The sequence below is a fragment of the Cohnella sp. AR92 genome (assembly GCF_003990975.1).
Taxonomy (GTDB): domain Bacteria; phylum Bacillota; class Bacilli; order Paenibacillales; family Paenibacillaceae; genus Cohnella.
In genome coordinates, this window is the sequence record NZ_RZJR01000003.1 from 335,270 (window position 1) to 360,588 (window position 25,319).

At 58.2% G+C, this 25,319-nt stretch carries 29 protein-coding genes and 1 tRNA gene; all 30 read left to right on the top strand.

Annotation, left to right across the window (positions count from 1 at the left end; genetic code table 11):
- The first annotated feature begins 21 nt into the window (after positions 1–21).
- The 30 genes from ELR57_RS06410 (at position 22) to trpA (ending at position 25,200) form a co-directional block, all read left to right on the top strand.
- Positions 22–315 (top strand): 2Fe-2S iron-sulfur cluster-binding protein, encoded by a 294-nt coding sequence (locus ELR57_RS06410; protein WP_126958193.1) that lies wholly within the window; start codon positions 22–24, stop codon positions 313–315.
- 29 nt (positions 316–344) lie between these two features.
- Positions 345–704 (top strand): 2Fe-2S iron-sulfur cluster-binding protein, encoded by a 360-nt coding sequence (locus tag ELR57_RS06415; RefSeq protein ID WP_126958194.1) that lies wholly within the window; start codon positions 345–347, stop codon positions 702–704.
- A 19-nt stretch (positions 705–723) separates the two neighbouring features.
- On the top strand, positions 724–1,467 hold the full coding sequence (locus ELR57_RS06420) for a hypothetical protein (RefSeq protein ID WP_126958195.1): 744 nt from the start codon (positions 724–726) through the stop codon (positions 1,465–1,467).
- A 253-nt stretch (positions 1,468–1,720) separates the two neighbouring features.
- On the top strand, positions 1,721–3,199 hold the full coding sequence (spoIVA, locus tag ELR57_RS06425) for a stage IV sporulation protein A (protein ID WP_126958196.1): 1,479 nt from the start codon (positions 1,721–1,723) through the stop codon (positions 3,197–3,199).
- Between the two features lie 146 nt (positions 3,200–3,345).
- Positions 3,346–3,693, top strand: coding sequence for a hypothetical protein (locus tag ELR57_RS06430; RefSeq protein ID WP_126958197.1), 348 nt, complete (start codon positions 3,346–3,348; stop codon positions 3,691–3,693).
- 235 nt (positions 3,694–3,928) lie between these two features.
- Positions 3,929–5,074, top strand: coding sequence for a sugar ABC transporter substrate-binding protein (locus tag ELR57_RS06435; protein WP_126958198.1), 1,146 nt, complete (start codon positions 3,929–3,931; stop codon positions 5,072–5,074).
- Positions 5,075–5,175: 101 nt separating this feature from the next.
- On the top strand, positions 5,176–6,690 hold the full coding sequence (locus ELR57_RS06440) for a sugar ABC transporter ATP-binding protein (protein WP_238162419.1): 1,515 nt from the start codon (positions 5,176–5,178) through the stop codon (positions 6,688–6,690).
- An 8-nt stretch (positions 6,691–6,698) separates the two neighbouring features.
- Positions 6,699–7,673, top strand: a complete 975-nt coding sequence (locus ELR57_RS06445) for an ABC transporter permease (protein WP_126958312.1) — start codon at positions 6,699–6,701, stop codon at positions 7,671–7,673.
- Between the two features lie 123 nt (positions 7,674–7,796).
- Positions 7,797–8,069, top strand: a complete 273-nt coding sequence (locus tag ELR57_RS06450) for an HU family DNA-binding protein (RefSeq protein ID WP_126958199.1) — start codon at positions 7,797–7,799, stop codon at positions 8,067–8,069.
- A gap of 85 nt (positions 8,070–8,154) precedes the next feature.
- A tRNA-Pro gene (locus tag ELR57_RS06455) sits at positions 8,155–8,231 on the top strand.
- 151 nt (positions 8,232–8,382) lie between these two features.
- Positions 8,383–8,610, top strand: coding sequence for a trp RNA-binding attenuation protein MtrB (mtrB, locus tag ELR57_RS06460; protein ID WP_126958200.1), 228 nt, complete (start codon positions 8,383–8,385; stop codon positions 8,608–8,610).
- Between the two features lie 108 nt (positions 8,611–8,718).
- Positions 8,719–9,258, top strand: a complete 540-nt coding sequence (locus tag ELR57_RS06465) for a hypothetical protein (protein ID WP_126958201.1) — start codon at positions 8,719–8,721, stop codon at positions 9,256–9,258.
- 100 nt (positions 9,259–9,358) lie between these two features.
- Complete coding sequence (locus ELR57_RS06470) at positions 9,359–10,237, top strand: heptaprenyl diphosphate synthase component 1 (protein WP_126958202.1); 879 nt, start codon at positions 9,359–9,361, stop codon at positions 10,235–10,237.
- Positions 10,238–10,243: 6 nt separating this feature from the next.
- Entirely contained in the window at positions 10,244–10,966 is a 723-nt protein-coding gene (locus ELR57_RS06475) for a demethylmenaquinone methyltransferase (protein WP_370452220.1), read from the top strand.
- Positions 10,963–11,838, top strand: a complete 876-nt coding sequence (locus tag ELR57_RS06480; protein WP_126958203.1) for a UbiA-like polyprenyltransferase — start codon at positions 10,963–10,965, stop codon at positions 11,836–11,838. Before ELR57_RS06475 ends, ELR57_RS06480 begins: the two co-directional genes overlap by 4 nt.
- The gene (locus ELR57_RS06485; RefSeq protein ID WP_126958204.1) at positions 11,829–12,458 is read left to right on the top strand and encodes a UbiX family flavin prenyltransferase; all 630 of its coding nucleotides are present in this window, start codon (positions 11,829–11,831) and stop codon (positions 12,456–12,458) included. The genes ELR57_RS06480 and ELR57_RS06485 overlap by 10 nt, the downstream gene beginning before the upstream one ends.
- Complete coding sequence (locus ELR57_RS06490) at positions 12,455–13,309, top strand: menaquinone biosynthesis protein (protein WP_126958205.1); 855 nt, start codon at positions 12,455–12,457, stop codon at positions 13,307–13,309. The genes ELR57_RS06485 and ELR57_RS06490 overlap by 4 nt, the downstream gene beginning before the upstream one ends.
- 32 nt (positions 13,310–13,341) lie before the next feature.
- Positions 13,342–14,319, top strand: coding sequence for a polyprenyl synthetase family protein (locus tag ELR57_RS06495; RefSeq protein ID WP_126958206.1), 978 nt, complete (start codon positions 13,342–13,344; stop codon positions 14,317–14,319).
- Positions 14,320–14,364: 45 nt separating this feature from the next.
- Positions 14,365–14,808: a nucleoside-diphosphate kinase gene (gene ndk, locus ELR57_RS06500; protein ID WP_126958207.1), complete on the top strand. Its 444-nt coding sequence runs from the start codon at positions 14,365–14,367 to the stop codon at positions 14,806–14,808.
- A 39-nt stretch (positions 14,809–14,847) separates the two neighbouring features.
- Positions 14,848–15,666 carry a CheR family methyltransferase gene (locus ELR57_RS06505; protein WP_126958208.1) on the top strand — a complete coding sequence of 273 codons (819 nt, stop codon included), beginning with the start codon at positions 14,848–14,850 and terminating at the stop codon, positions 15,664–15,666.
- A gap of 54 nt (positions 15,667–15,720) precedes the next feature.
- Entirely contained in the window at positions 15,721–15,882 is a 162-nt protein-coding gene (locus ELR57_RS28055) for a hypothetical protein (protein WP_192896525.1), read from the top strand.
- Positions 15,883–15,988: 106 nt separating this feature from the next.
- Positions 15,989–17,158: a chorismate synthase gene (aroC, locus tag ELR57_RS06510; protein ID WP_126958209.1), complete on the top strand. Its 1,170-nt coding sequence runs from the start codon at positions 15,989–15,991 to the stop codon at positions 17,156–17,158.
- Entirely contained in the window at positions 17,158–18,279 is a 1,122-nt protein-coding gene (gene aroB / locus ELR57_RS06515) for a 3-dehydroquinate synthase (protein ID WP_126958210.1), read from the top strand. Before aroC ends, aroB begins: the two co-directional genes overlap by 1 nt.
- Positions 18,276–18,647, top strand: a complete 372-nt coding sequence (gene aroH / locus ELR57_RS06520; RefSeq protein WP_126958211.1) for a chorismate mutase — start codon at positions 18,276–18,278, stop codon at positions 18,645–18,647. The genes aroB and aroH overlap by 4 nt, the downstream gene beginning before the upstream one ends.
- Positions 18,648–19,039: 392 nt before the next feature.
- Entirely contained in the window at positions 19,040–20,608 is a 1,569-nt protein-coding gene (gene trpE / locus ELR57_RS06525; protein WP_126958212.1) for an anthranilate synthase component I, read from the top strand.
- A gap of 40 nt (positions 20,609–20,648) precedes the next feature.
- Entirely contained in the window at positions 20,649–21,677 is a 1,029-nt protein-coding gene (trpD, locus tag ELR57_RS06530; RefSeq protein WP_126958314.1) for an anthranilate phosphoribosyltransferase, read from the top strand.
- Positions 21,667–22,485, top strand: coding sequence for an indole-3-glycerol phosphate synthase TrpC (gene trpC, locus ELR57_RS06535; RefSeq protein WP_126958213.1), 819 nt, complete (start codon positions 21,667–21,669; stop codon positions 22,483–22,485). Before trpD ends, trpC begins: the two co-directional genes overlap by 11 nt.
- Complete coding sequence (locus ELR57_RS06540) at positions 22,482–23,162, top strand: phosphoribosylanthranilate isomerase (protein ID WP_126958214.1); 681 nt, start codon at positions 22,482–22,484, stop codon at positions 23,160–23,162. Before trpC ends, ELR57_RS06540 begins: the two co-directional genes overlap by 4 nt.
- Positions 23,159–24,361: a tryptophan synthase subunit beta gene (gene trpB / locus ELR57_RS06545; RefSeq protein ID WP_126958215.1), complete on the top strand. Its 1,203-nt coding sequence runs from the start codon at positions 23,159–23,161 to the stop codon at positions 24,359–24,361. The genes ELR57_RS06540 and trpB overlap by 4 nt, the downstream gene beginning before the upstream one ends.
- The gene (trpA, locus tag ELR57_RS06550) at positions 24,358–25,200 is read left to right on the top strand and encodes a tryptophan synthase subunit alpha (protein WP_126958216.1); all 843 of its coding nucleotides are present in this window, start codon (positions 24,358–24,360) and stop codon (positions 25,198–25,200) included. The genes trpB and trpA overlap by 4 nt, the downstream gene beginning before the upstream one ends.
- The last annotated feature ends 119 nt before the right edge of the window (positions 25,201–25,319 follow it).

Genomic DNA, 25,319 nt, shown 5'->3' on the forward strand with positions numbered 1-25,319 from the left:
CATACTTCGGGGGAAGCAGCTATGATTACTTTAATCGGAAGAACCCGCACCGCAGTCGTGGAGCCGCGAACCGGCATAAGTCTGCTTAACCTGGCGAAGGAAGCGGGCGTCGATTGGCAGTTCAATTGCTCCAGGGGAACGTGCGCCAGATGCCGTTGCATCGTCGCGGTTGGAGCGGATCTGCTCGCGGAGGTCACGGACGCGGAATGGGATCGTCTCGGGGAAGAAGAATTGGAGCAAGGTTATCGGCTCGGCTGCCAAGCGGTGATCGAGCGAGAAGGCACGCTGGAAGCAAGAAATAAAACGTATTTCTGATCGGCGAGAAGAACGGAGGGAAGGCGGCCATGGCAACGGCAGGTTCGTGCAAAGTGACTTTCCTTCCCGATAATCGAACCATAACGGTTAGGCCCGGCATATCGCTGCTGGAAGCTTCGCGCAAAGCGAACGTGGCGGTTCGAACCCGCTGCGGCGGAGTTGCGGGATGCTTGATGTGCAAGGTTCACGTCGATGAAGACTGCGCGACGCGGCTAAGCGTTCCGACGGTTCAGGAGCAGCGCAAGCTGGGGACGCTTCTGGAGAACGGAACGAGGCTCTCTTGCCAGGCGAAGGTTCGCGGAGACGTCGTCGTGACGGTGCCCGAGGATCCGCTTAAGGCGGCCATAAGGCGCAGGCTCGCGGAGCAAGCGGAAGAAGATTTGTGGTGAACGCGGAGGGAAGATGGGGTTGAAGACGATCGCAGGAGCAAAAGCGAAAAGAATATCCGCCGCCATCGCGGTAATGGCGTCGGCCGCGCTGACATTATCGGGCTGCATGTATCCGGAGGAGCAAACTCCCGGCAACAGCTCGTCCGCCCGGCAGGCGGTCTTGACGGTTCAGGACGCCGTGGATCAATTCCAGCAGGGAACGGGCCTGCTTCCTATCGTCAGCGCGGATGAGAGCGTTCCGAGGTACGAGAAGTTCAAGATCGATCTCGCCAAGCTGAAGCGGATGGATTATCTGGGCAGCATTCCGAAGGCAGCCTTCGAGAACGGCGGGAAGGATCAATTCCTGCTGCTGAACGAAGAGACGGATCCGGAGGTCAAGCTGCTCGACATTGTCGTCTACCAGAAGGCGGTCGACGTGCAGCGAAAGGTCGACGCTTACATGGATTCGCACGGCGGAGAAATTCCGGCCGGAGAGGAGCGTTATCCCGGCTTCTGGGCGCTCGATGCGGATGAGCTGGGCTCCAAGCTCGACGCGGTGAAGAGCATGTACTCGGGACAAAGCTTGGATTACATGGTCGACGAGAAAGGAGAGGTCTACCTGGATTATGCGCTCGATATCGCAACCGCCATCGGCAAGGCCGGCGCGGCTCCGGCGGCAGACGCGGATCTGCGAAGCTATCTCGTAGACGAATCCTATTACGTGCCGGTGAAGGCGCCCGAATATCGTTGGAAGGACGAGCAGCCGCTCGCCGTCGTATCCTGAGCAAACGAACCGCTCATCTCCTAGGGAGATGGGCGGTTATTTGTTTTATGCGACATATGGGAGAAAGATCTCTCATATGCTCTTGGGGTATGGAGGCGCGCGGAGGGTTAGGGACAATCTCTAACATATTTATTAGGCTGCGTCATAATCCGTTCAATCGGTCATAGAATGATAGCAGTCCAAGTTCGTGTACGAGTTCCGTCGCGCTGACGGACCACGCAGGCTTCGCGATTACGAAGGGGAGGGAATCTCATTGGAAAAAGTGGACATTTTCAAGGATATCGCCGAACGCACGGGCGGTGATATCTACCTCGGGGTCGTCGGCGCCGTCCGGACGGGCAAATCGACCTTCATCAAGCGGTTCGTCGAAACCGTTGTACTGCCAAATATTGCTCATGAGTCCGACCGGATTCGTGCAATCGATGAGCTGCCGCAGAGCGCGGCAGGTCGTACGATCATGACGACGGAACCGAAGTTCGTGCCCAATAATGCCGTGCAGATCAAGGTGTCGGAAGGCCTGGAAGTCAACGTGCGGCTGGTCGACTGCGTCGGCTACGCCGTGGAAGGCGCCAAGGGCTACGAGGACGAGAACGGTCCCCGAATGATTTCGACTCCTTGGTTCGAGGACGCGATTCCGTTCCAGGAAGCGGCCGAGATCGGCACCCGCAAAGTCATTCAAGAGCATTCGACGCTCGGGGTCGTCGTGACGACGGACGGCACGATCGCGGAGATTCCGCGCAGCGCTTACGTCGTCGCCGAGGAGAGAGTCATTCAGGAGCTGAAGGAAGTCGGCAAGCCGTTCGTGCTGATCGTCAACTCGACTCGCCCGCGCGCCGAAGAGACGCTGGCGCTGCGCAACGATCTCGCCGCGAAATACGACATCCCGGTCATCGCGCTCAGCGTGGCGACAATGGGCGAAGAAGAAGTCATGAGCGTGCTGCGCGAGGTGCTCTACGAGTTCCCTGTTCACGAAGTCAACGTCAATCTCCCGAGCTGGGTCATGGTGCTGAACGAACGCCACTGGCTGCGTTCCAGCTACGAGAACTCGGTTAGGGATACGGTGAAGGATATTCGCCGCCTGAGAGACGTCGATCGCGTGGTCTCGAACTTCCTCGAATACGAATTCATCGCGAGAGCCGGGCTTAGCGGCATGAATATGGGGCAAGGCGTCGCCGAGATCGACCTGTACGCTCCGGATGAGCTGTACGACCGGATTCTGCAGGAGGTCGTCGGGACGGAGATTCGCGGCAAGGATCATCTGCTGCAGATGATGCAGGAGTTCGCTCATGCGAAACGGGAGTACGATCGCTTCGCGGAAGCTCTCGAGATGGTCAAGACGACCGGCTACGGCGTCGCGGCGCCATCCCTGACGGAGATGGTGCTCGACGAACCGGAGCTGATCCGCCAAGGCTCCCGGTTCGGCGTCCGGCTCAAGGCGACGGCTCCGTCGATCCATATGATCCGTGTAGACGTGGAGTCCGAGTTCGCTCCGATCATCGGAACGGAGAAGCAGAGCGAGGAGCTCGTCCGCTACCTCATGCAGGACTTCGAGAAGGATCCGATCAAGATTTGGGAGTCCGATATTTTCGGCCGGTCGCTCCATTCGATCGTGCGGGAGGGCATCCAGGGCAAGATCGCGATGATGCCGGACAATGCCCGCTACAAGCTGCAGGAAACGCTCGGACGCATCATCAACGAAGGCTCCGGCGGCTTGATCGCTATCATCCTCTAAGTCATGAGCTCTAAGTCATGATAGGAATGTTTCCTGGGCAAGCGAATGCTTGCTCAGGGGCATTCCTATTTTTTTGATGTTTGAGTTCACAAACAGGCAGGGGAATGTTGGAGGAGAGCGAAATCGAACGTTCAGGGGGCGGTATAATGAAGCGGGCGGAAACGATCGGAAACCTGTTTGGACTGGCCGGCGCGGTTTGGCTTGCGATTGAAGGAGGGCTTCAAGCCAATGGGCACGGAGCGGGAACTAGCGAGTACCATAATGGCGCGATCGAGCTAAGGCATGGTCTCCTCTTCGCGGCGTTCTTCCTGATTACCTGGGGCCTTATGAAGAAAGGACTTTGGAAAACCTGTGTCTTCATTGGCATTCTTAGCACGGGATTTTCTGTCCTTGGGCTATTCAGTATTGGTCCATACCTGATCTGGGGATCGCTATTCGTTCTAGGGTTCAGTTCAATAAAGGCGATGAAATCTAGCATGCACGGGGAGCGATAAATTCAAGACTAAGCGAGAATTTCGTGTACTGGCAAACCAACCGAAATGATAGAGGAAGCTAAACGCAAAAGTCAATTCGACAAAACAATTGTGATTTCGACACTTTTATCCTACAATGTACTTTGGCGCGGTAAATCGATTAAATTATATAAATCCAATTGACATAGTTGGTTATGTAGGTTTATATTAACTTTAAGCTTAATAGGCAAGCATTTAAGATTAGGAGGCAACAGAAATGATTAGACAGAGAAAATGGGGAGTCTTGTTTACGCTGGCGATGGCATTGGTGCTGGTACTGAGCGCTTGCGGCAACAAGAACAACAATAACGGATCGGCGAGCGAATCCGCTTCGCCGTCGGCGTCCGCTACTTCGACCGAATCGGCTTCGCCGGCCGCATCCGCGGATCCTTCCGTGGAAGCCCTGAAGGGCAAGAAGATCGCTTTGGTTATGCAATTCAACACGGGCACGTTCTCCGCTCAATACATCGACGGCGTCAAGAAGCAAGTCGAGAAGTACGGCGGCAAGGTAACGGTGTTCGCTTCCGAGAACGATCTGAGCAAGATGTCCTCCAACCTGGATGCGGCTATTAATCAGAAGTTCGACGGCATCCTGATCGACCACGGCAACGCCGCTGCGTTGACGGCGGGCGTCAACAGAGCGAAGCAAGCCGGCATCCCGGTTGTCGCTTTCGACGCCGCGCTCGGCATCGACGGCGTAACGGACCTGTCGCAGAACGACCAGAAAATGGCGGAGCAGACGCTCGAGCAGCTCGCTAAGGATGCCGGCGGCAAGGGCAATATCGTTAAGGTATGGGTAGCCGGCTTCGCGCCGATGGAACGCCGCCAAGAATCCTACGCCGCCTTCCAAGCGAAGTACCCGGACATCAAGGAGATCACTTCCTTCGGCGACGCGAGCAACCCGCAATTGGACGCTCAGACGAAGATGGAAGCCATCCTGAAGCAATACCCGGAGAAAGGCAGCATCACGGCGGTATGGGCGGCTTGGGACGAATTCGCGAAGGGCGCTGCCAACGCGATCAAGCAAGCGGGCCGCGACGAGATCAAGGTATACGGCATCGACATGAGCGACGAGGATCTGACGATGATCCAAGACGCGACGAGCCCATGGATCGCCTCCGCGGCGGTTGACCCGACGACGATCGGTACGGTTCATGTCCGTTACTTGTATCAAGCGCTGCACGGCGACGCGGTCGAGCCTGCCGTACAGATCGACTCCGTCTACGTAAGCCGCGACGCTCTGCCGACGGACAAGAAAGTAACGACGGCCGACCTGTCTCAATACGTTCCCGGCTGGGGCGAGAGCGACCAAGGCAACACGGATTACCTGAAAGCACTTGAAGCGGCTGTCGGAGCGAAGTAAGCAGGAAATTCGATTCGGCGGTTGGGTTACGGCGCGGGCTTATAACCGCGCCGTTTCCTGCTGTCTATAGCAATCTGCCAACAAAGGACGTGATCTTGCGAATGGAAAAGAAGGCATTGCTCGAGATGTCGGGAATCAATAAATCGTTCTCCGGCGTCAAAGCGCTGCACGATGCGGAATTCACGGTTCGCGCAGGAGAGATTCATGCGCTGCTCGGCGCCAACGGCGCGGGCAAAAGCACGTTGATGAAGATATTGTCCGGAGCTTACGAAGCCGACGAAGGATCGGTTCGCATCGAAGGCCGGGAGCTGGCGCTGCGATCTCCCGCCGATGCGAAAGAAGCCGGCATCCATTGCGTCTATCAGGAAGTGGACACCTCGCTTGTCGCGCAGCTGTCGGTTGCGGAGAATATCTTCCTGGATCGTCTTGCGACGGCGAAGCATCGGGCATGGGTGAAGTGGGGCCATCTCTACGAAGAAGCGGAGAAGCTGATCGCGGATCTTGGGCTTAGCGTTCCCGTTCGCAAGAAAGCGGCGGACTTGACGCTTGCGGAGAAGCAGATGGTGCTGATCGCTCGCGTGATGGCCAACGAAGCGAAGGTCGTTGTTTTCGACGAACCGACCGCGCCCCTTAGCATTGAAGAAACCGAGCAGCTGTTCCGGATTATGGACAAGCTGAAGAGCTCCGGAATCGGCCTCGTGTTCATCTCGCACCGGCTGCATGAAGTGTTCCAGATCTGCGACCGGGCAACCGTCATGCGCGACGGCCGGATGATACTGACCGAGCCGACCTCTGCCATCGATACCTCCGACATCATTCAGGCGATGCTCGGAAGAAGCCTGGACGACGAATACCCGAAGCGGGAAGTTCCGATCGGAGAGGTCGTGCTGTCCGCCAAGGACCTGGCGCTCGGCTCTCGCGTAAGAGGCGTCGATCTCGAGGTGCGGCGGGGGGAGATCGTTGCGGTCGTCGGCCTTGTCGGGGCCGGAAAGACCGAGCTGTCCCGCTTGCTCTTCGGAGCGGACAAAGCCGATCGCGGAACGGTGACGATCGCCGGCAGGAGAGCGAACTTGAAAGCTCCCGCAAGCGCCGTCGATTCCGGCATCGTTCTCGTTCCGGAAGAACGGCGCAAGGAAGGCATTCTCGTCGGGGAGTCGGTTCTTCATAACCTGAGCGTACCGATTCTGGGCAAGCTCAGCAGCTGGGGCTTTCTCTCCGGGACGAGGGAGAAGGACAATGCCGCGGGCGTCATCGGGAAGCTGGGGATCAAGACGTCTTCCTCCAATCAGCTGACCGGCTTCCTTAGCGGCGGCAACCAGCAGAAGGTCGCCATCGGCAAGTGGCTCAACACGAACGCAGACGTATTCGTGCTCGACGAGCCGACCAAAGGCGTCGATATCGGGGCCAAACGCGACATTTTCTCCATCATCGGGGAGCTTGCGGAGCAGGGGAAGGGCATTCTGTATTTGACCTGCGAATTCACCGAAGCTCTCGGCCTTGCCGACCGCATTCTCGTCATGTGCGACGGCCGAATCGTCAAACAATTCCTTCGCGGCGATGCCACGCAGGAGAATCTGTTATACTACGCTAGCGCCGGACAGGAGGAATTAGCTTGAATAAGTTGATGCAGTTCACATATAAGTATGGAGCTCTCATTTTTATCGGGGCCGTTATTTTGTTCTTCTCCCTGTACAGCCAGTATTTCTTCACGTACAACAACCTGACCGATATTCTTCGTTCCATCTCCATCGTGACGTTCGTCGCTCTTGGCGTGACGATCTCGCTGACGGTCGACGGCTTCGATCTCTCCGTCGGCTCTACCGTGTCGCTGTCAACGGTGGTGACGGCTACGATGATGGTCTGGTTCGAGATGCCTCTGATCGTCGTGATCATCGTTCCGCTGGTCGTGGGAGCTCTCGTCGGTCTGATCAACTCGTTCTTGATCGTCAAGATCCGGATTCCCGACATGCTGGCCACGCTGGCCGTCATGTACATCATCAGCGGCGTGCACAAGACTTACACGAAGGGCTACGCGGTCTATAACAACATGCCGATGTCGGACGGATCGACGGCGCCGGGCGCCTTCTACGAGAAATTCCTCTGGATCGGGCAAGGCAAGCTGCTCGGCGTGCCGTTCCCCGTCATTCTGATGCTGATCGCCGTCATTGCGACTCATTTGTTCTTCAAGAACACTCGTTGGGGCCGCCAGATGATCATGACCGGCGGGAACGAAGAAGCGGCTCGTCTGTCGGGCCTTAAAGTCAAACGCGTTCGCACCTACGCCTACATCGCTTCCGGAGTCATGGCGGCGATCGGCGGCATTATCTTCGCGGCGCGCGTCGGCTCCGGCCAGGTGGATGCCGGTTCGCCGCTGTTGATGGAGGCTGTTGCCTCGGTGTTCGTCGGTTATTCCGTGCTCGGCGCGGGACGGCCCAACGTGATCGGAACCTTCTTCGGCGCCGTGCTGATCGGGGTTCTTGTCAACGGCTTGACGATGCTTCACGCCCAGTATTACGTGAACGATATCGTCAAGGGAGGAGTGCTCGTTCTCGCGCTTGCCGTTACTTTCATGAACAGCCATCGCAAAAAAACGTCTTGATTCCGGTTCGCGAGGGGCGGAATCCCCGGCCCCGCTTGAAACGGCAAGCCCTCTCTGTGTATAATTTCTGTTGAAACGGTTAAACAGTTAACACGCCAGTTTCCACCCAGGGAGGTGAATGTCATGAACAAGACTGAATTGATCGCCAAAGTATCCGAATTGACGGATCTGTCCAAGAAGGATGCGACCCAAGCGGTTGATGCCGTCTTTGACGTTATTTCCGAAGCTCTGCAGAACGGGGACAAGGTTCAACTCGTCGGCTTCGGCAACTTTGAAGTGAGAGAGCGCTCCGCGCGCAAAGGCCGCAATCCTCAAACAGGGGTTGAGATCGAGATCCCGGCCGGCAAGATTCCGGCTTTCAAGCCGGGCAAGGCGCTGAAGGAAGGCATTAAATAAAGCCTGACATTTGCTTTGTAATGTGAGGAAACAAGGATTGCGAAGTTCTTCCAGCCTATGCTATAATCACTTTCGAACTTTGTTTCGGGGTATAGCGCAGCCTGGTAGCGCGCATCCTTGGGGTGGATGAGGCCGTGGGTTCGAATCCCGCTACTCCGACCATTACATAAGCATAACGGACCTCTTAGCAGGCCGTTCCCGACAGAAGGGGCTGTTCCATTAAGGTCGATGAACCTAAGTGGAGCAGCCCTTTCCATTGACAGTCAGGCGCCGCTTCATTCATAGTGGAGATAGCAGGGAGGTGGACGACAAGATGGAAGATTTGCCTTATAACGGAGAGTATATCGTCATTAAAGCGAAAGACAACGGAGTGAACGTGATCGGGCTCACGCGCGGCAGCGACACCCGCTTCCACCATACGGAGAAGTTGGACCGCGGAGAGGTGATGATCGCCCAGTTCACCGAGAAGACTTCGGCGATCAAGGTGAGAGGCAAGGCGACGATCCTGACGAAGTACGGCACGGTCGAGACCGACGACTGACAGGCAATTGACAAGCGGAGTTCCCAAGGAGGACAGGCGATGGCATAGCCTGCCTTTTTTCTTTGTACACTGATATAGAGAGGGCAAAGAAGATAAGGCGGGATAGCGATGGGAAGAGCGAAAGCGGGCTTGCTGCTCGCGTCTGTCAGCATGCTGGCCGTGCTCCTGCTCGCGCAGCTGTCCAAGCTCGGAGGGCAGATGGAAGCGCATCGTCCGGCGCCGGCCGTCTTCGCGCCGATGTCGGTGCAGACGATGACCAAGGAGAGCATGGTTGACGCGTTCGCGGGACTGAGGCTGGAATCGAAGCTGAGCAGGCTGACTTGGGAGAACGGCATTCTGACGGTCGATTTGACGGCGGGGGAAGGGCGCGGCGCCCGTCTCGCAATCTGGGAAGACGCGGCATCCCTCGTCGATCTCTGCTTCGTCAAAGTACATAATGTTCGGCAGCTATTGATTCGAGTGTTCGAGGATTCGCAAGGCAAGAAAACCATGCTGCTGTCCGCGGATACGCGGGCGAGGGACTGGGACGTCGAGAATCTCGTTCTGCTGCAGCGGCCCATTCGCTCGATGGAACCGGAATGGGCGGGTAAATTAAGGGCTGAATGGACCCGCGCTGGCGAGGGTTGGAAGAGAGATTTTGCGAAATAATGAAAAGAACAAGACATTTATGCGGACAACGTACGGATATGGTATAATTGTTGCCATGCAAACGGACCGGTGCGCTCGTTTATTGCTCGGAGGCTGAATAATGACACGTAACCATTTGGCACAAATGGCCCAGAAGTACATGGACTATGATATGATAACCCTTCATACGGACGTTCCGGAGATGCCGGAAGGAAGGATCCGGCTGCTTCACGCGATGCTCGCTCACCAGCCCGCGGCAGTCACGCACAAGGATCTCCTCGCGGTAGTCACCTCTCTCGTCCAGATGGGGCTGGACATTCACGATCAAGTCGACAATGAGACCGGCGGTTCCAGCGGCGGTATGAAAGTCATGCGATCCCGTCAGATGAAAGTGCTTGCCGGAGACTATTTCAGCGGACGCTTCTATCATCTTCTGTCCCAAGCCGGACAGATCGATATGGTAAGGCGAATGGGAGAGGCGATCTGCGACCTGAACCGGGTGAAGGTACTTTTCTATTCCAAGATGAAGCAGATGAAGCTGAACGCGGAGGAATACCTGCGCCATGGCTCGGAGATCAAATCCGGCCTGTTCCTGTCTTTTACTCATCTGATGAGCGGATTGTACCAAAGAATGTGGCCGGAGATGATCGAGCGCTTCACGCGATGCGAGCTGCTCGTTCAGGAGCTGGCTAGCGCGGATAAGCCGAGCGCTTCGACGCGCGGCTGGGGAATCTGGCACATTCTTCAAGAGGGCAATGAAGAGGATAAGCGCACGATCGTGGATGAACACGCGGATCCGAGCGTTAAGGCGCAGCTCCTCGCGAAGTATTCCGTTGCGGAGAAGCTGGGAGATCTTCTGCAGCAAGCGGTTAACCAGCTGCTGCAGACGATTCAGAAGCTGCCCTCGGACAAGTTGGCGAAGGAGCTGCAGCAGCTGATGGAGCCTTTCATGACATGGCTGGGACCCGTTCCCGCTGCAGGAATTAAAGAGCTGGGGTGACGGTAGATGATGAGTTCCAACTCCGATAAGAGCCACGTGCATTCCGTATTCGAGAGCATTGCGCCGAAGTATGACATGATGAACGACATTATCAGCTTCCGCAGGCATAAGGCGTGGCGCCGATTTACGATGCGCAAGATGGATTTGAAGCCGGGCGAAAGCGCGCTCGACTTGTGCTGCGGCACTTGCGACTGGACGATCGACCTGGCCAAGGCCAGCGACAGCGGGCAGGTTGTCGGTCTCGATTTCAGCCATAACATGCTGGAGATCGGCAGAAACAAGCTGAAGAAGCTTGACCTCGACAAGAAGATCGAGCTCGTGCAAGGCAACGCGATGGAGCTGCCGTTTCCGGACAACACTTTCGATTACGTGACGATCGGTTTCGGCCTGCGCAACGTTCCGGACATTCGCCAGGTGTTGAGAGAGATGGAGCGCGTCGTGAAGCCGGGCGGCAAGGTCGTCTGCCTCGAATGCTCGAAGCCGAGCTGGCAGCCGTTCAAGTTCTTCTTTAACTTGTACTTCTCGAAGATCATGCCCCTCTTGGGCAAATGGTTCGTAAAAAGCTATGAGCAGTACCGATGGCTACCGGAATCTCTCGTGAACTTCCCTGATCTTCAGCAGCTTGCGGAGATGTTCCGGGAGGCGGGCCTGCGCAACGTTCGCGCTTATCCGCTGACAGGCGGCGTGGCGGCGCTGCACGTCGGAACGAAAGGGACAATGGAATCATGATTCGCAAAATCAAAATCTTTCTCGAAATGATTAAGTTCGAACATACGATCTTTGCTTTGCCCTTCGCTTACGTCGGGACGATCTTAGGGGCGGTTACCGAGAACCACCAGCTGCCGAGCTGGGCGCAGTGCGGCTGGATTCTCATGGCGATGGTCGGCGCGCGCAGCGCCGCAATGGGCCTCAATCGCGTCATTGACCGGGCGATCGACGCCCGCAATCCCCGCACGGAGAAGAGAGCGATTCCCGCCGGACTGCTGAAGGCGGGAGAGGTCGTTCTCTTCATTGTTGTTTCGTTCGTCCTCTTATTCTGGGCGGCTTCGCAGCTCAACAGCTTAGCGATGAAGCTGCTTCCGATCGCGGTATTCTTCACGGTCTTCTATTCTTATACCAAGCGCTTCACCTGGCTGTGCCACGTGTTTCTCGGGATTACGTTAGGCCTTGCTCCTCTGGGGGGCTGGGTTGCCGTGACCGGAACGATCTCGCTTCCGGCGCTCGTGCTGTTTGCCACCGTCGCCTTGTGGACGGCCGGCTTCGATGTGATCTATTCTTGCCAGGATATCGACGTTGACCGCAAGGAAGGGCTCAACTCGATTCCCGCCCGCTTCGGAGTCGCCGGGGCTCTTCGGATCGCCCGCGCCTTCCACTTCCTGACCATCATCGGGTTCGTCGCGCTGCTTGCGCTTACCGATCTGAGCTGGTGGTATCTGATCGGAACCGTGATCTCCGCAGGGCTCCTGTTCTATGAACACCGGCTGGTGACCCCCGAAGACTTGAGCAAGCTGCAGGCCGCGTTCTTCACGATGAACGGGGTTCTCAGCTCGGTCGTCTTCGTCTTTACCTTTATCGATCTTGTGCTGGTGAGATCGTGGTAACGGAACAAGGCAAAGAGCCTCGGAGGTGGGTCGTCGGCTGGACGGGGGCTAGCGGGGCTATCTACGGAGTCAAGCTGTGCAAGGAGCTTCTGGCCGCCGGAGTCGAGGTTCATCTGGTCGTAAGCGATGCCGGCTGGCGCGTCCTGAAGGAAGAGCTGGGATGGGACGCCGCTAGACGGCAGGAAGCGTTGAAGACGGGGTTGGGCTTGGGTTTGGGAGAGGAATCGCTCCTGCGCTATTACCCGAATGGCGATATCGGGGCCGCCATTGCGAGCGGCTCCTTCCGGTGCGAGGGAATGGTCGTCGTTCCATGCTCGATGGGCTCGCTGTCCGCGATCGCCCACGGCACGGCGGATAATCTGCTGACGCGCGCGGCGGATGTGGCATTGAAGGAAGGCCGACCGCTCTTGTTGGTGCCGCGCGAGACGCCTCTGAGCGCGATCCATCTGGAGAATCTGCTCAAGCTCGCTCGGCTTGGCGTCAGGATCATCCCGGCAATGCCGGCCTTCTATTACGGTCCTCAGACGCTGGAGGACGCCGTCGATTTCGTCGTCGGCAAGATTATGGATGGAATGAACGTTCCGCACCGATTATTCAGAAGGTGGGGAGAAAGCCAATGACAACATTAGAATCCCGTCCGCTTCGGATCGGGAGAATCGATTACACGAACGTATGGCCGATCTTCCACGGTTTTGACGAGACCCGCTTGGATTGCGAGGCCGAGATCGTCTATGGGATGCCGGCCGAGCTCAACCGCAAGCTGAGAGACGGAGAGATCGACGTCGCCGCCGTCTCTTCGTTCGCTTATGGATTGAACAGCGATCAATACCTGCTGCTGCCGGACTTGTCCGTCAGCGCGTCAGGCACCGTTCAATCGCTGCTGCTCTTTCTGAAGTCGCCGCTTGAGAAAGTCCGATTCGGCAAGATCATGCTGGCTTCGACTTCCGCGACGACGGTCAATCTGCTGAAGATCGTCATGGAGAAGTTCTTCGGCGGTCAACCGGAATACGAAGTGGCGGAGCCGAACCTGGAAGCGATGCTGGAGAAGGCCGATGCCGCGCTGCTGATCGGGGATCATGCGATTCGCGCCTCGTGGGAGGATCACGGCTACCGCGTGCTTGACTTGGGAGAGCTATGGAACGCATGGACCGGCCTTGGCATGACGTTCGCCGTCTGGGCGGTGCGCAGAGACGCCGCGAAGCTCCGGCCGGAAGCGATCGCTTCGATCTATCGGGAGCTCTCGGTCTGCAAGCGGCGCAATGCCTCCGACAGAGAGCCGATCATTCGCGAAGCCGTGCGCCGCATCGGCGGAACTCCATCGTATTGGCAAGGCTACTTCGATGGCTTGAGCCATGGCTTCGGCGCCCGGGAGCAAGCGGGGCTGTCGCTTTACTTCCAATATGCCCTCGAGCTGGGCTTGATGGACGCCCCCGTACTTATGGAGCGCTGGTCGGATTCCATTCACGCATAGAGCACGCTATCCTCGTTACCGAAGGTGAACCTATGAATTTATTAAAGCTGTACGCATCCCTTAAATCAGAACTTCAATCGATTGAAGACTCTCTGGCCGACAGCGTCTCCTCCGAGCTGGAGCTGCTGGACGAATCGGCCAAGCATCTTCTGAAGGCAGGGGGCAAGCGACTGCGTCCCGTCTTCGTTCTGCTCGCCGGCAAGTTCGGCGATTACTCGCTGGATCGCTTGAAGAAAGTCGCGGTTCCTCTTGAATTGATCCATATGGCTTCGCTCGTTCACGATGATGTCATCGACGATGCGAACACGAGACGCGGACAGCCGACGGTCAAGGCGAAGTGGGACAATCGGATCGCGATGTTCACCGGGGATTACATACATGGCAAAGCGCTTGTCGTCGCAGGGCAATTGGAGGATGCTCGAATCCACCGCATTTTGTCCGGCGCCATCGTTCAGATGTGCATCGGGGAGATGGAGCAGATTCGCGACTTCTTCAACACCGAGCAGAGCACTCGCAACTATCTGCTGCGTATTCGCCGCAAGACGGCCCTCCTGATCGCGATCAGCTGCCAGCTAGGCGCGATCGCCGCCGGGGCTCCGGATCGGGTGAGCAACGCTTTGTACCGCTTCGGTTACCAGGTAGGCATGGCGTTCCAGATTACGGACGACCTGCTCGATCTGTGCGGAACCGAGAAAGCGATCGGCAAGCCGCCGGGAAGCGACCTGCGCCAGGGCAACATCACGCTGCCCGTTCTCTTCGCTCTGCAAGAGGAGAAGCTTAGGGAGCCGCTTCTCCAAGAGATCGCAATCATTCGGGCGGCGGACGCCGGAGAGGTCTCTTCGGCGGCGGCCGTCAAGCTCGTTCGATCGAGCGCCGGAATCCGCGAATCGGAGAAGCTGGCGGATCGCTACATCGCCAAAGCGCTCGGAGAGCTCGATCATCTGCCGAATATTCCGGCCAAGCGGAATCTGGCCGAGATTGCCAAGTTTGTGGCGCAGAGAAGCTACTGATTGTGGTAAAATAAGAACATTACGGAATCAGAAGGAGGTCTTGGGATGGAACGAACCTATCTCATGGTTAAGCCGGACGGCGTTCAGCGCGGGCTGATCGGAGAAATCGTCGGCAGGCTGGAGCGCAAAGGCCTTACGCTCGTCGGCGCGAAGCTCATGCGGGTTACGGACGAGCAGGCCAAGCGGCACTACGCGGAACATGAGGGCAAGGACTTCTATAACCGGTTGATGACCTTCATCACGTCCGGTCCCGTATTCGCCATGGTATGGCAAGGGGATCAGGCCGTTTCGGCCGCAAGACAGCTGATCGGCAAGACGAATGGGCTGGAAGCCGCGCCGGGCACGATTCGCGGCGATTATGCGCTGCATACGAACTATAACCTGATCCATGGGTCCGATTCGGTGGAGAGCGCCGAACGGGAGATCGGCATTTTCTTCCAAGAGTCCGAGCTCGTAAGCTACGATAAAGTCATTCAAGTCTGGATTTAATCATAGGCATTTCGGCAGCGTAGAGGAGAGGGAGAAGCCATGACGGAGCAAGGAGCAAGCCGCGTGACGGGATTGTCGGCGGAAGACGAGGATTTCGCCAGATTCATCGCGAATATCAAACGGTCGACGGCGATCGATCTGTCCCAGTACAAGGAGACGCAGATGCGCCGGCGTCTGACGACGCTTCGCATGAAGCACGGTTTCCCGAGCTTCGCCAAGTATTACGAGGCGATCTCGTCGAATACGAAGCTGATGAACGAATTCCTGGATCGCATGACCATCAACGTATCCGAGTTCTGGCGCAATCCGAACCGCTGGCAGCTGCTCATGGATAAGTTTTTCCCCGCGATGCTGAAGCAGTCCCCTTCGCTCAACGTTTGGAGCGCGGCTTGTTCGACGGGAGAAGAGCCGTATACGATCGCGATGATTCTGGACAAGCTCGGCGCGCTTTCCTCGTCCAAGATTCTCGCTACCGATCTGGACGAGGGCGTGATAGCGAAGGCGAAGATCGGCTCCTATCTGGAGAGGTCGCTTCGCGACGTCCCTCCCGATTTTCAAACGAAATATTTCCGCAAATCGGACGGAGCGTTTCTGGTCGACGATAAGTTGAAGCGGGCGATCCGCTACCAGAAGCAGAATCTGCTGACCGATCCGTTCGGCGAGCAGTTCGACTTGATTGTTTGCCGGAACGTGATGATCTACTTCACGGAGGATGCGAAGCAGCTGCTCTATGGCAAGTTCGCTCGCGCTCTTAAGCCGGGCGGCCTGCTGTTCGTCGGCAGCACGGAACAGATTTTCTCGCCTGGCCAGTACGGACTCGAGACGGCGGATACGTTTTTCTATCGCCGCACGGTATGAGATTAGCGATGGAGCGCGATACTAGAGATACCTATTCCCTTATGGAGGATCTCCATGGACAAGCGCAAAGTGATTGCCGCTTACAGGCGCGGATTCATCTCCTCGCACGAATGCGCGCAAATCCTTGGACTCGACAACGTCGATCTGCTAGGCTTCGTACGCGATACGGCATCCGATTCCAAACCGGCCCTCTCGAAACAGTCCGTCAGAAGCTGACGGGCTGTTTTCTTGTCAAAACCTTTAAGGCTGTACTATAATGAGACATACGTTATTGGGTTGAAGCGATAAAGCGTTCTGCAATTAGATAAGGGAGGACCCTCAATTGAGTTTACGTTATTTGACCGCAGGAGAGACTCACGGACCACAGCTTACCGCCATTATCGAAGGATTGCCTAGCAACCTCGAGCTTGATTTCGAGGCTTTGAACTTCCAACTGCTGCGCCGCCAGAAGGGCCATGGACGCGGACGCCGCATGCAGATCGAGAAGGATACCGCCCAGATCGTCGGCGGCGTGCGCCACGGCCGCACGACGGGAGCTCCCGTCGCGATGGTTGTCGCCAACAACGACTGGAAGCATTGGACTTCGGTCATGAACATCGAACCGATCGAAGGAAGCGACGAAGCCAAGCGCCGCATCCATCGTCCTCGTCCGGGCCACGCGGATCTGAACGGGGGCATTAAATACGAATTGAAGGATCTGCGCAACGTGCTGGAACGCTCCAGCGCTCGCGAGACGGCGGCGCGCGTAGCGGTTGGCGCGGTCGCTCGCCAGCTGCTCGCCGCCTTCGGGATCCGCGTGGCGGGCCACGTCGTCAAGATCGGCGGCATCAAGGCGCCGGCTCCTAATCTTCCGATCGACGAGCTGATCGCCAGAACCGAGGACTCTCCGGTTCGCGTTACCGATCCGGAGACCGAAGCGAAGATGACGGCCCTGATCGACCAGACCAAAGCCGACGGTGATTCGATCGGGGGCGTGGTGGAATGCATCGTCACCGGCTTGCCGGTCGGCCTCGGCAGCCACGTGCAATGGGACCGCAAGCTGGACGGTCGCATCGCGCAAGCGGTCGTCTCGATCAACGCGTTCAAGGGCGTGGAATTCGGCATCGGATTCGAAGCGGCCGACCTTCCAGGCTCCCAGGTGCACGACGAAATTCTGTATACGCCGGAGAAAGGCTACCATCGCGCAAGCAACCGTCTCGGCGGCTTCGAGGGCGGAATGACGAACGGCGAGCCGATTATCGTCCGCGGCGTCATGAAGCCGATCCCGACGCTGTATAAGCCTCTTCGCAGCGTTGATATCGACACCAAGGAGGCGTTCACGGCTCAAGTCGAACGCTCCGACGCCTGCGCCGTTCCGGCCGCTAGCGTCGTCATGGAGAGCGTCGTCGCCTGGGAGGTCGCGAAAGCGTTCCTCGAGAAGTTCGGCGGGGACTCGATGGAAGAGATTCGCGCGAATTACGACAACTACCTGAGACAGGTGGCGGAATATTAATGGCAGCTTCGACGGAATTGCGAGAGCTGACGGTCGAGCTCGGCGAGAGATCCTACCCGATTCTAATCGGAACGGGATTGCTTAAACAGACGGGAAGCCTCTTCGCACAGCGCGGCTTCCCGCTCAAGGCGCCGATCCTGCTCGTGACCGACTCGGCGGTTGAGCATCTCTATGCGTCGGAGGTCGAGGAATCCCTGCGGGCTTCGGGCTATCAGGTGACGAGGGCGGTCGTCTCTTCCGGCGAGAAGTCGAAGTCGCTGGCCGTCTTCGACGACCTCGTCACGGCTGCGCTGGAAGCCGGACTCGATCGCAAGTCGACGGTCATCGCCCTTGGCGGCGGAGTCGTCGGCGACCTGGCCGGCTTCGTGGCGGCCGCTTATATGCGAGGCATCCGCTTCGTGCAGATCCCGACGACGATACTGGCGCACGACAGCAGCGTCGGCGGCAAGGTGGCGGTCAATCACCGCCTCGCGAAGAACATCATCGGCGCGTTCCACCAGCCGGAATTCGTTCTCTACGATCTGGTCACGCTGAAGAGCTTGCCGTTGCGCGAGGTGCGGGCAGGCTACGCGGAAGTCATCAAGCACGGACTGATCTGGAACGAAGCCTTCGTGAAGTGGTGCGACGACCATTCCGAGCAGCTGCTGGCGCTTGACTCGGATTCGCTTGGCTACGCCTTGTACGAAGGCTGCAAGGTCAAATCGATCGTCGTCTCCCGGGACGAGCGGGAGAACGACCTGCGAGCGATCCTGAATCTCGGCCACACGATCGGCCACGCGCTTGAAGCGGTCGCGGGCTACAACGAGCTGCTTCACGGCGAAGCGATCTCGATCGGCATGGTCGGATCCGCGCGCCTGGCGGAGAAGTTCGGCTACGATTCCGGCATCGCGGCGGAGACGGAGCGTCTCTTCCGCAAGTTCGGCCTGCCGGTTCGCTTTCCGGCGCACTATTCTACCGATTCCATCATGGATGCCATGATGCACGACAAGAAGTTCGCAGAAGGCAAAATGGTGTTTGTCGTTCCGAAGGCGATCGGGGAAGTCGAGATTCGCAGCGACGTTCCCGTCGAGTGGGTACGAGACATCGTCGAAGGGCTTAAAGAGGAGGGCGCAAAGTCATGAGCGTAAGGGGAATTCGCGGCGCCATTACGGTGGAGGCCAATGAGAGCAAACAAATTCTAGACGCATCGGTTACGCTTCTGAACACGATCGTCGAAGTCAACGGCATTCAGCCGGAGGACATCGCGGGCATTATGATTACCGTTACGCAGGATCTCGACGCCGCCTTCCCGGCGAAGTCGATCCGCCAGCTGGAGGGCTGGGAGTTCGTGCCGCTGATGTGTTCGCTTGAGATCGCGGTGGAAGGAAGCCTGGAGCGGTGCATTCGCTTTATGGTTCTCGTTAATACGGACCTGAAGCAAGCGGATATGCGCCACGTGTATCTGGGAGAAGCGGTCAAGCTTCGTCCGGATCTGGCTGCGGCCCGTTGACGGATCGCGCCTCAGGATGCTATAGTGACTATATGACTTGGAGCGGAACGGTCGGCCACAGGGACGACAACTTACGCTAGAGTCGAGAGCGTAGACGAGATGAGACGAGTAGAGGCGTCGAGCCCTGAAGCCCTTAACGGGTGCGGAGCGGGCAGTCGGCGACAGGACGGCCGTGCGGACGGAATCCAGGGATCGGTATCCCAACGATTCCAATGCGAAGGCGGCCTAAACCTAACCTTTATCGACTTAAGCATCTCTGATCGTTCAGAGGTGCTTTTTTTGTTGTCTCATAACAACCAGAGAACGGGCAATACCGCGAACTCCGCCTCGAAGCGGGGAGCGGATCGGCGAGCCGCAGGAAATGCGGTTCGGAGGGGAGCGAGAAGAGGAAAATGGAGCAGAATCGTGCGCAGGAACTTCAGGAAGTCATTCGTCTGGCGGGGAGCTACAACGTGATCCCGGTCGTTCGCAAGCTGATGGCGGACACCGAGACCCCGATTCGGGTGTTTCAGCAATTAAGCCAGGATCGCCGGGCATTCTTGCTGGAGAGCGTGGAGGGCGGAATCCAATGGGCGAGATATTCGTTCATCGGGACCGATCCTTTCTTGATGCTGAAGCTTAAGAAAAACAAAGTGACGCTCGAGGAAGGCGGAGTCGCCCGTTCGTATCAAGCGAATGATCCCTTGAAGCTGCTGCGGGAGAAGCTGGGCCAGTACCGGAGCCCGCAGCTCCCGGGACTGCCTCCGTTCACGGGGGGAGCGATCGGCTTCTTCGGCTACGATCTGCTTCAATATTACGAGCGCAAGCTTCCGTCTCATCGGGTAGACGACCTGGTCATGGACGATATGCAGTTCATGTTCTGCGATCAGGTTATCGTCTTCGACCATCAGAAGCAGCAGGTGCAAGTGATCGGCAACGTTCACGTGAAGGACGGGGCGGACGAGAAGGACATCGAGCTCGCTTATACCGAAGCGTGCCATTCGATCGACAAGCTGATTCGCCGCCTGCAGCAGCCGGCCAACCCGCCGGCGGCCGTCGCCAAAGGCGCTCCGCCGCAGGATCCCGACCTGGGCCGCGTCGAATCGAACGTCACCAAAGAGCAGTTTCTCGCGAACGTGGAGCAAGCGAAGGAATATATCCGATCCGGAGACATCTTCCAGGTCGTTCTGTCCCAGCGCTTCCACATCGAGACGGAGGTCGATCCGCTGCAAGTGTACCGCGTGCTTCGCACGATGAATCCGTCGCCGTACATGTACGTGCTCAAGCTGGATGAGGAGATGATCGTCGGCACCTCTCCGGAGCTGCTGGTCAAGGTGAACGGCGAGCGGGTTCAGACTAGGCCTATCGCAGGTACGCGTCCCCGCGGCAAGACGCCCGAAGAGGATCTGCGGCTCGAAGAAGAGCTGCTGGCCGACAAGAAGGAGAGAGCGGAGCACGTCATGCTCGTCGATCTTGGGCGCAACGATCTTGGGCGCGTGTCGGAGTTCGGCTCCGTCCGCTGCGATTCGTACATGGAAGTCGAGCGTTACTCGCACGTCATGCACATCGTCTCGAACGTATCGGGCAAGATTCGCGAGGACAAGGATTTCTTCGACGCCTTCCTCTCCTGTCTGCCGGCTGGAACGGTATCCGGAGCTCCTAAGCTCAGAGCGATGGAGATCATTGCCGAGCTGGAAAAGGAAGCGCGCGGAGCGTATGCGGGGGCGATCGGCTACCTGGGCTTCTCGGGCAACCTGGATACGTGCATCACGATTCGCACGATCATCTTCAAGAATGGCCGCGCTTATGTGCAGGCCGGAGCGGGAATCGTCGCCGATTCCGTTCCGGAGATGGAATACGAGGAGACGGTCAACAAGGCGAAGGCGCTGCTGAAGGCGATTCGCGCGGCGGAAGCGGTGTTCCCGGCGAAGAAGCCGGTCTATTCCGCGGCCGGCGACAGAAGATCGAATCTGGACTATTAATTTTAGAGAGGTGATAGAGATGACGGCAACGAATGCGGAGATGACGATGGCTCAGGCGATCGGCGCGGTCGCTTCCGGGCAGCATCTGACGGTGGATCAGGCGAGAGCGGTGATGCGGCTGATCATGTCGGGCGAAGCGACTCCTTCCCAGATCTCGGGCATGCTGATCGCCCTGCGGATGAAGGGAGAGACGGTGGACGAGATTACCGGCTTCGCGGAAGCGATGCGCTCGTTCGCGGGCCAAGTGAAGACGGAGAACCGCGACTTGCTCGATACGTGCGGAACGGGCGGTTCGGGGATCCACAAGTTCAATATCTCCACGACGTCGGCCGTGATCGCGGCGGCGGCGGGAGCCCGGGTCGCGAAGCACGGCAACCGCGCGATGTCCGGCAAGTCGGGCAGCGCGGACGTTCTGGAAGCGCTGGGAGTGAATATTTCTCTCACGGCGGAGCAAGCGTCGGACTGCCTCGACCGCACCGGCATCTGCTTCATGTTCGCCCAGCTCTATCACCCGGCTCTTAAGCATGCTGCTGTACCGCGCAAGGAGCTAGGGGTTCGGACGGTCTTCAATTTGCTTGGGCCGCTGGCGAACCCGGCGAATGCGGACCGGCAGATGATGGGGCTCTACGATCGTTCCCGCACGGAGACGGTCGCGAACGTGCTTGGCCGTCTCGGATTGAAGCGCGCGCTGGTCGTCGGCAGCCACGACGGCTTGGACGAGATCAGCATCTCCGCTCCGACTCGGGTGTCGGAGCTGAAGAACGGCGCGGTGACGACCTACGACATCGCGCCGGAGGATCTCGGACTTCGAACGCTGCCGCTCGGCGAGGTTCAAGGAGGCAGCGCGGCCGAGAACGCGGCGATCATCCAACGCGTGCTTGGCGGCGAACGAAGCGCTTACCGCGACATCGTGCTTGCGAATGCGGGAGCCTGCCTCTACGTGGCGGATCGGACCGAATCGCTTCGCGAAGGGGTCGAAATGGCCGCCAGAACGATCGATTCCGGCAAGGCATTGGATAAACTGAAGCAATGGATTGCGACGACAGGAGAAGTGAGCTATGTTTCTTGATCGGATAGTCGTTACCAAGAAGGAAGAAGTGAAGCGCCTGAGGGAGACGCTCGTTATCGCGGATGCGGAGAGAACGATATCGACGCTTCCGGCGTGCCGAGGCTTCGAGAACGCGCTCCGAGAGGGCAGCCGCAGCCGCCCGGTCGGTCTCATCGCCGAAGTGAAGAAGGCAAGCCCGTCAAAGGGGCTGATCCGTCCCGACTTCGATCCTGTCGCTCTAGCGCGGGCTTACGAAGCCGCCGGCACCGACTGCATCTCGGTGCTTACCGATAAGGATTACTTCCAGGGCAGCAACGAATACTTAACGAACGTCCGAGCAGCCGTGAACGTGCCTCTGCTGCGCAAAGACTTCATCATCGACGAGACGCAGATTTACGAAGCCCGCCTGATCGGGGCGGATGCGGTACTGCTGATCGCGGCCATCCTGACGAAGGAGCAGCTGTCCGGCTACCATGATCTTGCCCGCAGCCTTGGCTTGGACGTTCTGGTCGAGGTTCACGATCGCGAGGAGCTGGATACGGTGCTCGAGATCGGGAAGGCGACGCTGATCGGAGTGAACAACCGCAATCTGCATACGTTCGAGACCGACCTTAACGTAACGGAACAGTTGATCTCCCTGATGCCTTCGGGCGTGACGACGGTCAGCGAGAGCGCGATCTCCACGCCGGCGGATATCGAATTCGTCCGCCGCGCAGGGGCGCAAGCCGTGCTGGTCGGGGAGCAGTTCATGCGCCAGAGCGACGTCGGAGCAGCGGTTGAGGCGCTGCTTGGTCCCGTTCTCGCGGGGAGAGAAGGCGCCGGCCGATGAGCAGGGACGGAACGAAAGTCAAGATCTGCGGCATCAAGGAAGAATCGACGATTGACGGGATGAAGGGTCTCCCGGTAGACTATATCGGATTCGTGTTCGCGAAGAGCAAGCGGCAGGTATCCCCGGAACGAGCGGCGGCGTTGCTGTCGCTAGCGGCGCAGACCCCGATGGCGGGAGAAGCAGCGCCGTTATCCGTAGGCGTATTCGTTAACCCGACGATGGAAGAGCTGGAGGGCATCCTATCCATTGCGAAGCTGGATGTCGTTCAACTGCACGGCGGCGAGACACCCGAATTCGCCAAGAAAGTCAAAGAACGCTTCGGAGTCAAAGTGTGGCGCGCGCTGCCCATGGACGAAGACTGCAAGGAATCGGAAGGCGGCGGACCGTCGAGGCTGGACGCTTATCGGGGAATCGCGGACGCGGTTCTGATCGATACGGCGGGAGGAGGCACGGGACGCACGTTCCGCTGGGACCTCATCCCGAGCTACCGGAAGGCGGCCGACACGAACGGGCTTCAGCTGTTCGTAGCCGGCGGATTAAGTCCCGACAACGTAGAAGAGCTGGTCGGACGGTATTCGCCGCAAGGCGTGGATATCTCAAGCGGAGTGGAGACCGATGGCGTGAAGGATACGGCCAAGATCGCCGCATTCGCGAAGAAGGCGAGGAATAAAGGATGACACAGACACAGGTACCCGATTCGTACGGACGATTCGGTCCCTTCGGAGGACGTTATGTTCCCGAGACGTTGATGAACGCTCTATTGGAGCTTGAAGAAGCTTATAACCGGTACAAGGACGATCCGGACTTCCAAGCGGAGATCCGTTATCTGTTGAAGCAGTATGCGGGACGCCCGTCGCCTCTCTATTATGCGGAGCGGCTGACGAAGCATCTCGGCGGGGCGAAAATTTACTTAAAGCGCGAGGACCTGAACCATACCGGCTCGCACAAGATCAACAACGCGATCGGACAGGCCGTTCTGGCTAAGCGCATGGGCAAGACGAAGGTCATCGCCGAGACCGGAGCCGGCCAGCACGGCGTCGCAAGCGCGACGGTCGCGGCCCTGCTCGGGCTGGAGTGCAAGGTGTTCATGGGCGAAGAGGACACGAAGCGCCAGCAGCTGAACGTATTCCGGATGAAGCTTCTGGGCTCCGAGGTCATTCCCGTGACATCCGGATCCCGAACGCTTAAGGACGCGTGCAACGAGACGCTCCGTTACTGGGTCAGCCATGTGGACGATACGTATTACATTAACGGATCGGTTACCGGACCGCACCCTTACCCGATGATGGTCCGCGACTTCCAGAGATTGATCGGCGTAGAGACAAAGGAACAGATCCTGGAAGCGGAAGGCCGCTTGCCGGACGTCATTGTCGCCGCCGTTGGCGGAGGAAGCAACGCAATGGGTATCTTCCACGACTTCATCCCCGATGCTTCGGTTCGCTTGATCGGCGTCGAGGCGGCGGGCCGCGGCGTCGATACGGAGAAGCACGCCGCCACGATGACCAAGGGCCGTCCCGGCGTCTTCCAAGGCTCGATGAGCTACGTGCTGCAGGACGAAGGCGGCCAGGTGCTGGAAGCCCATTCGATCTCGGCCGGCCTTGATTACCCGGGCATCGGGCCCGAGCACGCTTATCTGAAGGATACGAAGCGGGCGGAATACGTTCCGGCTACGGACAAGGAAGCGCTGGACGCGCTTAAGCTTCTGTCCGTACAGGAAGGCATTATTCCGGCGCTGGAATCGTCCCATGCGATCGCCCACGCGATCAAGCTGGCTCCGACTCTGCCTAAGGACGCGCTGCTGGTCGTCAGCTTGTCCGGGCGCGGAGACAAGGACGTCGAAGCGATCATGCCGTACTTCGAAGGAGATGCGAGATGAGCGAGATCGGAACGAACCTTATCGACGCGGTATTCGCGGAGCTGAAAGAAAAAGGCGAGACGGCGCTGATTCCGTTCATGACGATGGGAGATCCGGATCTCGGCACTTCCATCCGCCTCATTCAAGCGGCGGAAGCGGCAGGCGCAAGCATGATCGAGCTGGGGGTTCCTTACTCGGATCCGCTGGCGGACGGTCCCGTCATTCAGCGGGCTTCCGAACGAGCTCTCCGCAACCGAATCTCCCTATTGGATTGCATGGAGATCGCCTCGGAATCGAGACGCCAAGGCGTGAAGATGCCCTTCATCCTGTTTACTTATTTTAATCCGGTGCTGCAGTTGGGCCTTGAGAACTTCTTCAACCTTATGCAAGAGCATGATTTCAGCGGAGCGATCATTCCCGACCTGCCGATGGAGGAAGACGAACAGGTTCGGGCGCTGGCGGAGAGGTCCGGCATTCACCTGATTCCGCTCGTGGCGCCGACATCGGAAGCACGAGTGGAGAAAATTGCGGCAAGGGCGCGAGGCTTCGTCTATTGCGTCTCTTCTCTTGGGGTTACCGGCGTCCGCAGCAGCTTCCATGCCGGGCTGGACTCGTTCTTGGCGACGGTTCGCCAGGCGGCCAGCGTGCCGATCTGCGTCGGCTTCGGCGTCTCCACGAGGGAGCAGGCGGAGCAGCTGTCGGAGAAGTGCGACGGCGTTATCGTCGGCAGCGCCATCGTGCGCAAAGTCGAAGAGGAGCTGCAGCTGCTTCAAAGCGCAGAAGAAACCAGCCGCGAGAAGGGGCTGACAGCGGTACAAGACTTCATTGCCGCGCTGAAGCCCAGAAGCGTTCGCGCATAACCGTTGCAATAACCTGCATTTTAAACTGTACAGGTTCCTGTCATTATGTCACAATAGAACATAACAGTACTAGCGGAGCGCGAACCTGGCGCTCCGTTTGTTTTCGATGAAGTACAAAC

What these genes read in the sequence shown, in the direction of transcription:
- ELR57_RS06410 (WP_126958193.1), top strand. Translation starts at nt 22, where the DNA reads ATGATTACTTTAATCGGAAGAACCCGCACCGCAGTCGTGGAGCCGCGA.
- ELR57_RS06415 (WP_126958194.1), top strand. Translation starts at nt 345, where the DNA reads ATGGCAACGGCAGGTTCGTGCAAAGTGACTTTCCTTCCCGATAATCGA.
- ELR57_RS06430 (WP_126958197.1), top strand. Translation starts at nt 3,346, where the DNA reads ATGAAGCGGGCGGAAACGATCGGAAACCTGTTTGGACTGGCCGGCGCG.
- ELR57_RS06435 (WP_126958198.1), top strand. Translation starts at nt 3,929, where the DNA reads ATGATTAGACAGAGAAAATGGGGAGTCTTGTTTACGCTGGCGATGGCA.
- ELR57_RS06440 (WP_238162419.1), top strand. Translation starts at nt 5,176, where the DNA reads ATGGAAAAGAAGGCATTGCTCGAGATGTCGGGAATCAATAAATCGTTC.
- ELR57_RS06445 (WP_126958312.1), top strand. Translation starts at nt 6,699, where the DNA reads ATGCAGTTCACATATAAGTATGGAGCTCTCATTTTTATCGGGGCCGTT.
- ELR57_RS06450 (WP_126958199.1), top strand. Translation starts at nt 7,797, where the DNA reads ATGAACAAGACTGAATTGATCGCCAAAGTATCCGAATTGACGGATCTG.
- mtrB (WP_126958200.1), top strand. Translation starts at nt 8,383, where the DNA reads ATGGAAGATTTGCCTTATAACGGAGAGTATATCGTCATTAAAGCGAAA.
- ELR57_RS06465 (WP_126958201.1), top strand. Translation starts at nt 8,719, where the DNA reads ATGGGAAGAGCGAAAGCGGGCTTGCTGCTCGCGTCTGTCAGCATGCTG.
- ELR57_RS06470 (WP_126958202.1), top strand. Translation starts at nt 9,359, where the DNA reads ATGACACGTAACCATTTGGCACAAATGGCCCAGAAGTACATGGACTAT.
- ELR57_RS06475 (WP_370452220.1), top strand. Translation starts at nt 10,244, where the DNA reads ATGATGAGTTCCAACTCCGATAAGAGCCACGTGCATTCCGTATTCGAG.
- ELR57_RS06480 (WP_126958203.1), top strand. Translation starts at nt 10,963, where the DNA reads ATGATTCGCAAAATCAAAATCTTTCTCGAAATGATTAAGTTCGAACAT.
- ELR57_RS06490 (WP_126958205.1), top strand. Translation starts at nt 12,455, where the DNA reads ATGACAACATTAGAATCCCGTCCGCTTCGGATCGGGAGAATCGATTAC.
- ELR57_RS06495 (WP_126958206.1), top strand. Translation starts at nt 13,342, where the DNA reads ATGAATTTATTAAAGCTGTACGCATCCCTTAAATCAGAACTTCAATCG.
- ndk (WP_126958207.1), top strand. Translation starts at nt 14,365, where the DNA reads ATGGAACGAACCTATCTCATGGTTAAGCCGGACGGCGTTCAGCGCGGG.
- ELR57_RS06505 (WP_126958208.1), top strand. Translation starts at nt 14,848, where the DNA reads ATGACGGAGCAAGGAGCAAGCCGCGTGACGGGATTGTCGGCGGAAGAC.
- ELR57_RS28055 (WP_192896525.1), top strand. Translation starts at nt 15,721, where the DNA reads ATGGACAAGCGCAAAGTGATTGCCGCTTACAGGCGCGGATTCATCTCC.
- aroB (WP_126958210.1), top strand. Translation starts at nt 17,158, where the DNA reads ATGGCAGCTTCGACGGAATTGCGAGAGCTGACGGTCGAGCTCGGCGAG.
- aroH (WP_126958211.1), top strand. Translation starts at nt 18,276, where the DNA reads ATGAGCGTAAGGGGAATTCGCGGCGCCATTACGGTGGAGGCCAATGAG.
- trpE (WP_126958212.1), top strand. Translation starts at nt 19,040, where the DNA reads ATGGAGCAGAATCGTGCGCAGGAACTTCAGGAAGTCATTCGTCTGGCG.
- trpD (WP_126958314.1), top strand. Translation starts at nt 20,649, where the DNA reads ATGACGATGGCTCAGGCGATCGGCGCGGTCGCTTCCGGGCAGCATCTG.
- trpC (WP_126958213.1), top strand. Translation starts at nt 21,667, where the DNA reads ATGTTTCTTGATCGGATAGTCGTTACCAAGAAGGAAGAAGTGAAGCGC.
- ELR57_RS06540 (WP_126958214.1), top strand. Translation starts at nt 22,482, where the DNA reads ATGAGCAGGGACGGAACGAAAGTCAAGATCTGCGGCATCAAGGAAGAA.
- trpB (WP_126958215.1), top strand. Translation starts at nt 23,159, where the DNA reads ATGACACAGACACAGGTACCCGATTCGTACGGACGATTCGGTCCCTTC.
- trpA (WP_126958216.1), top strand. Translation starts at nt 24,358, where the DNA reads ATGAGCGAGATCGGAACGAACCTTATCGACGCGGTATTCGCGGAGCTG.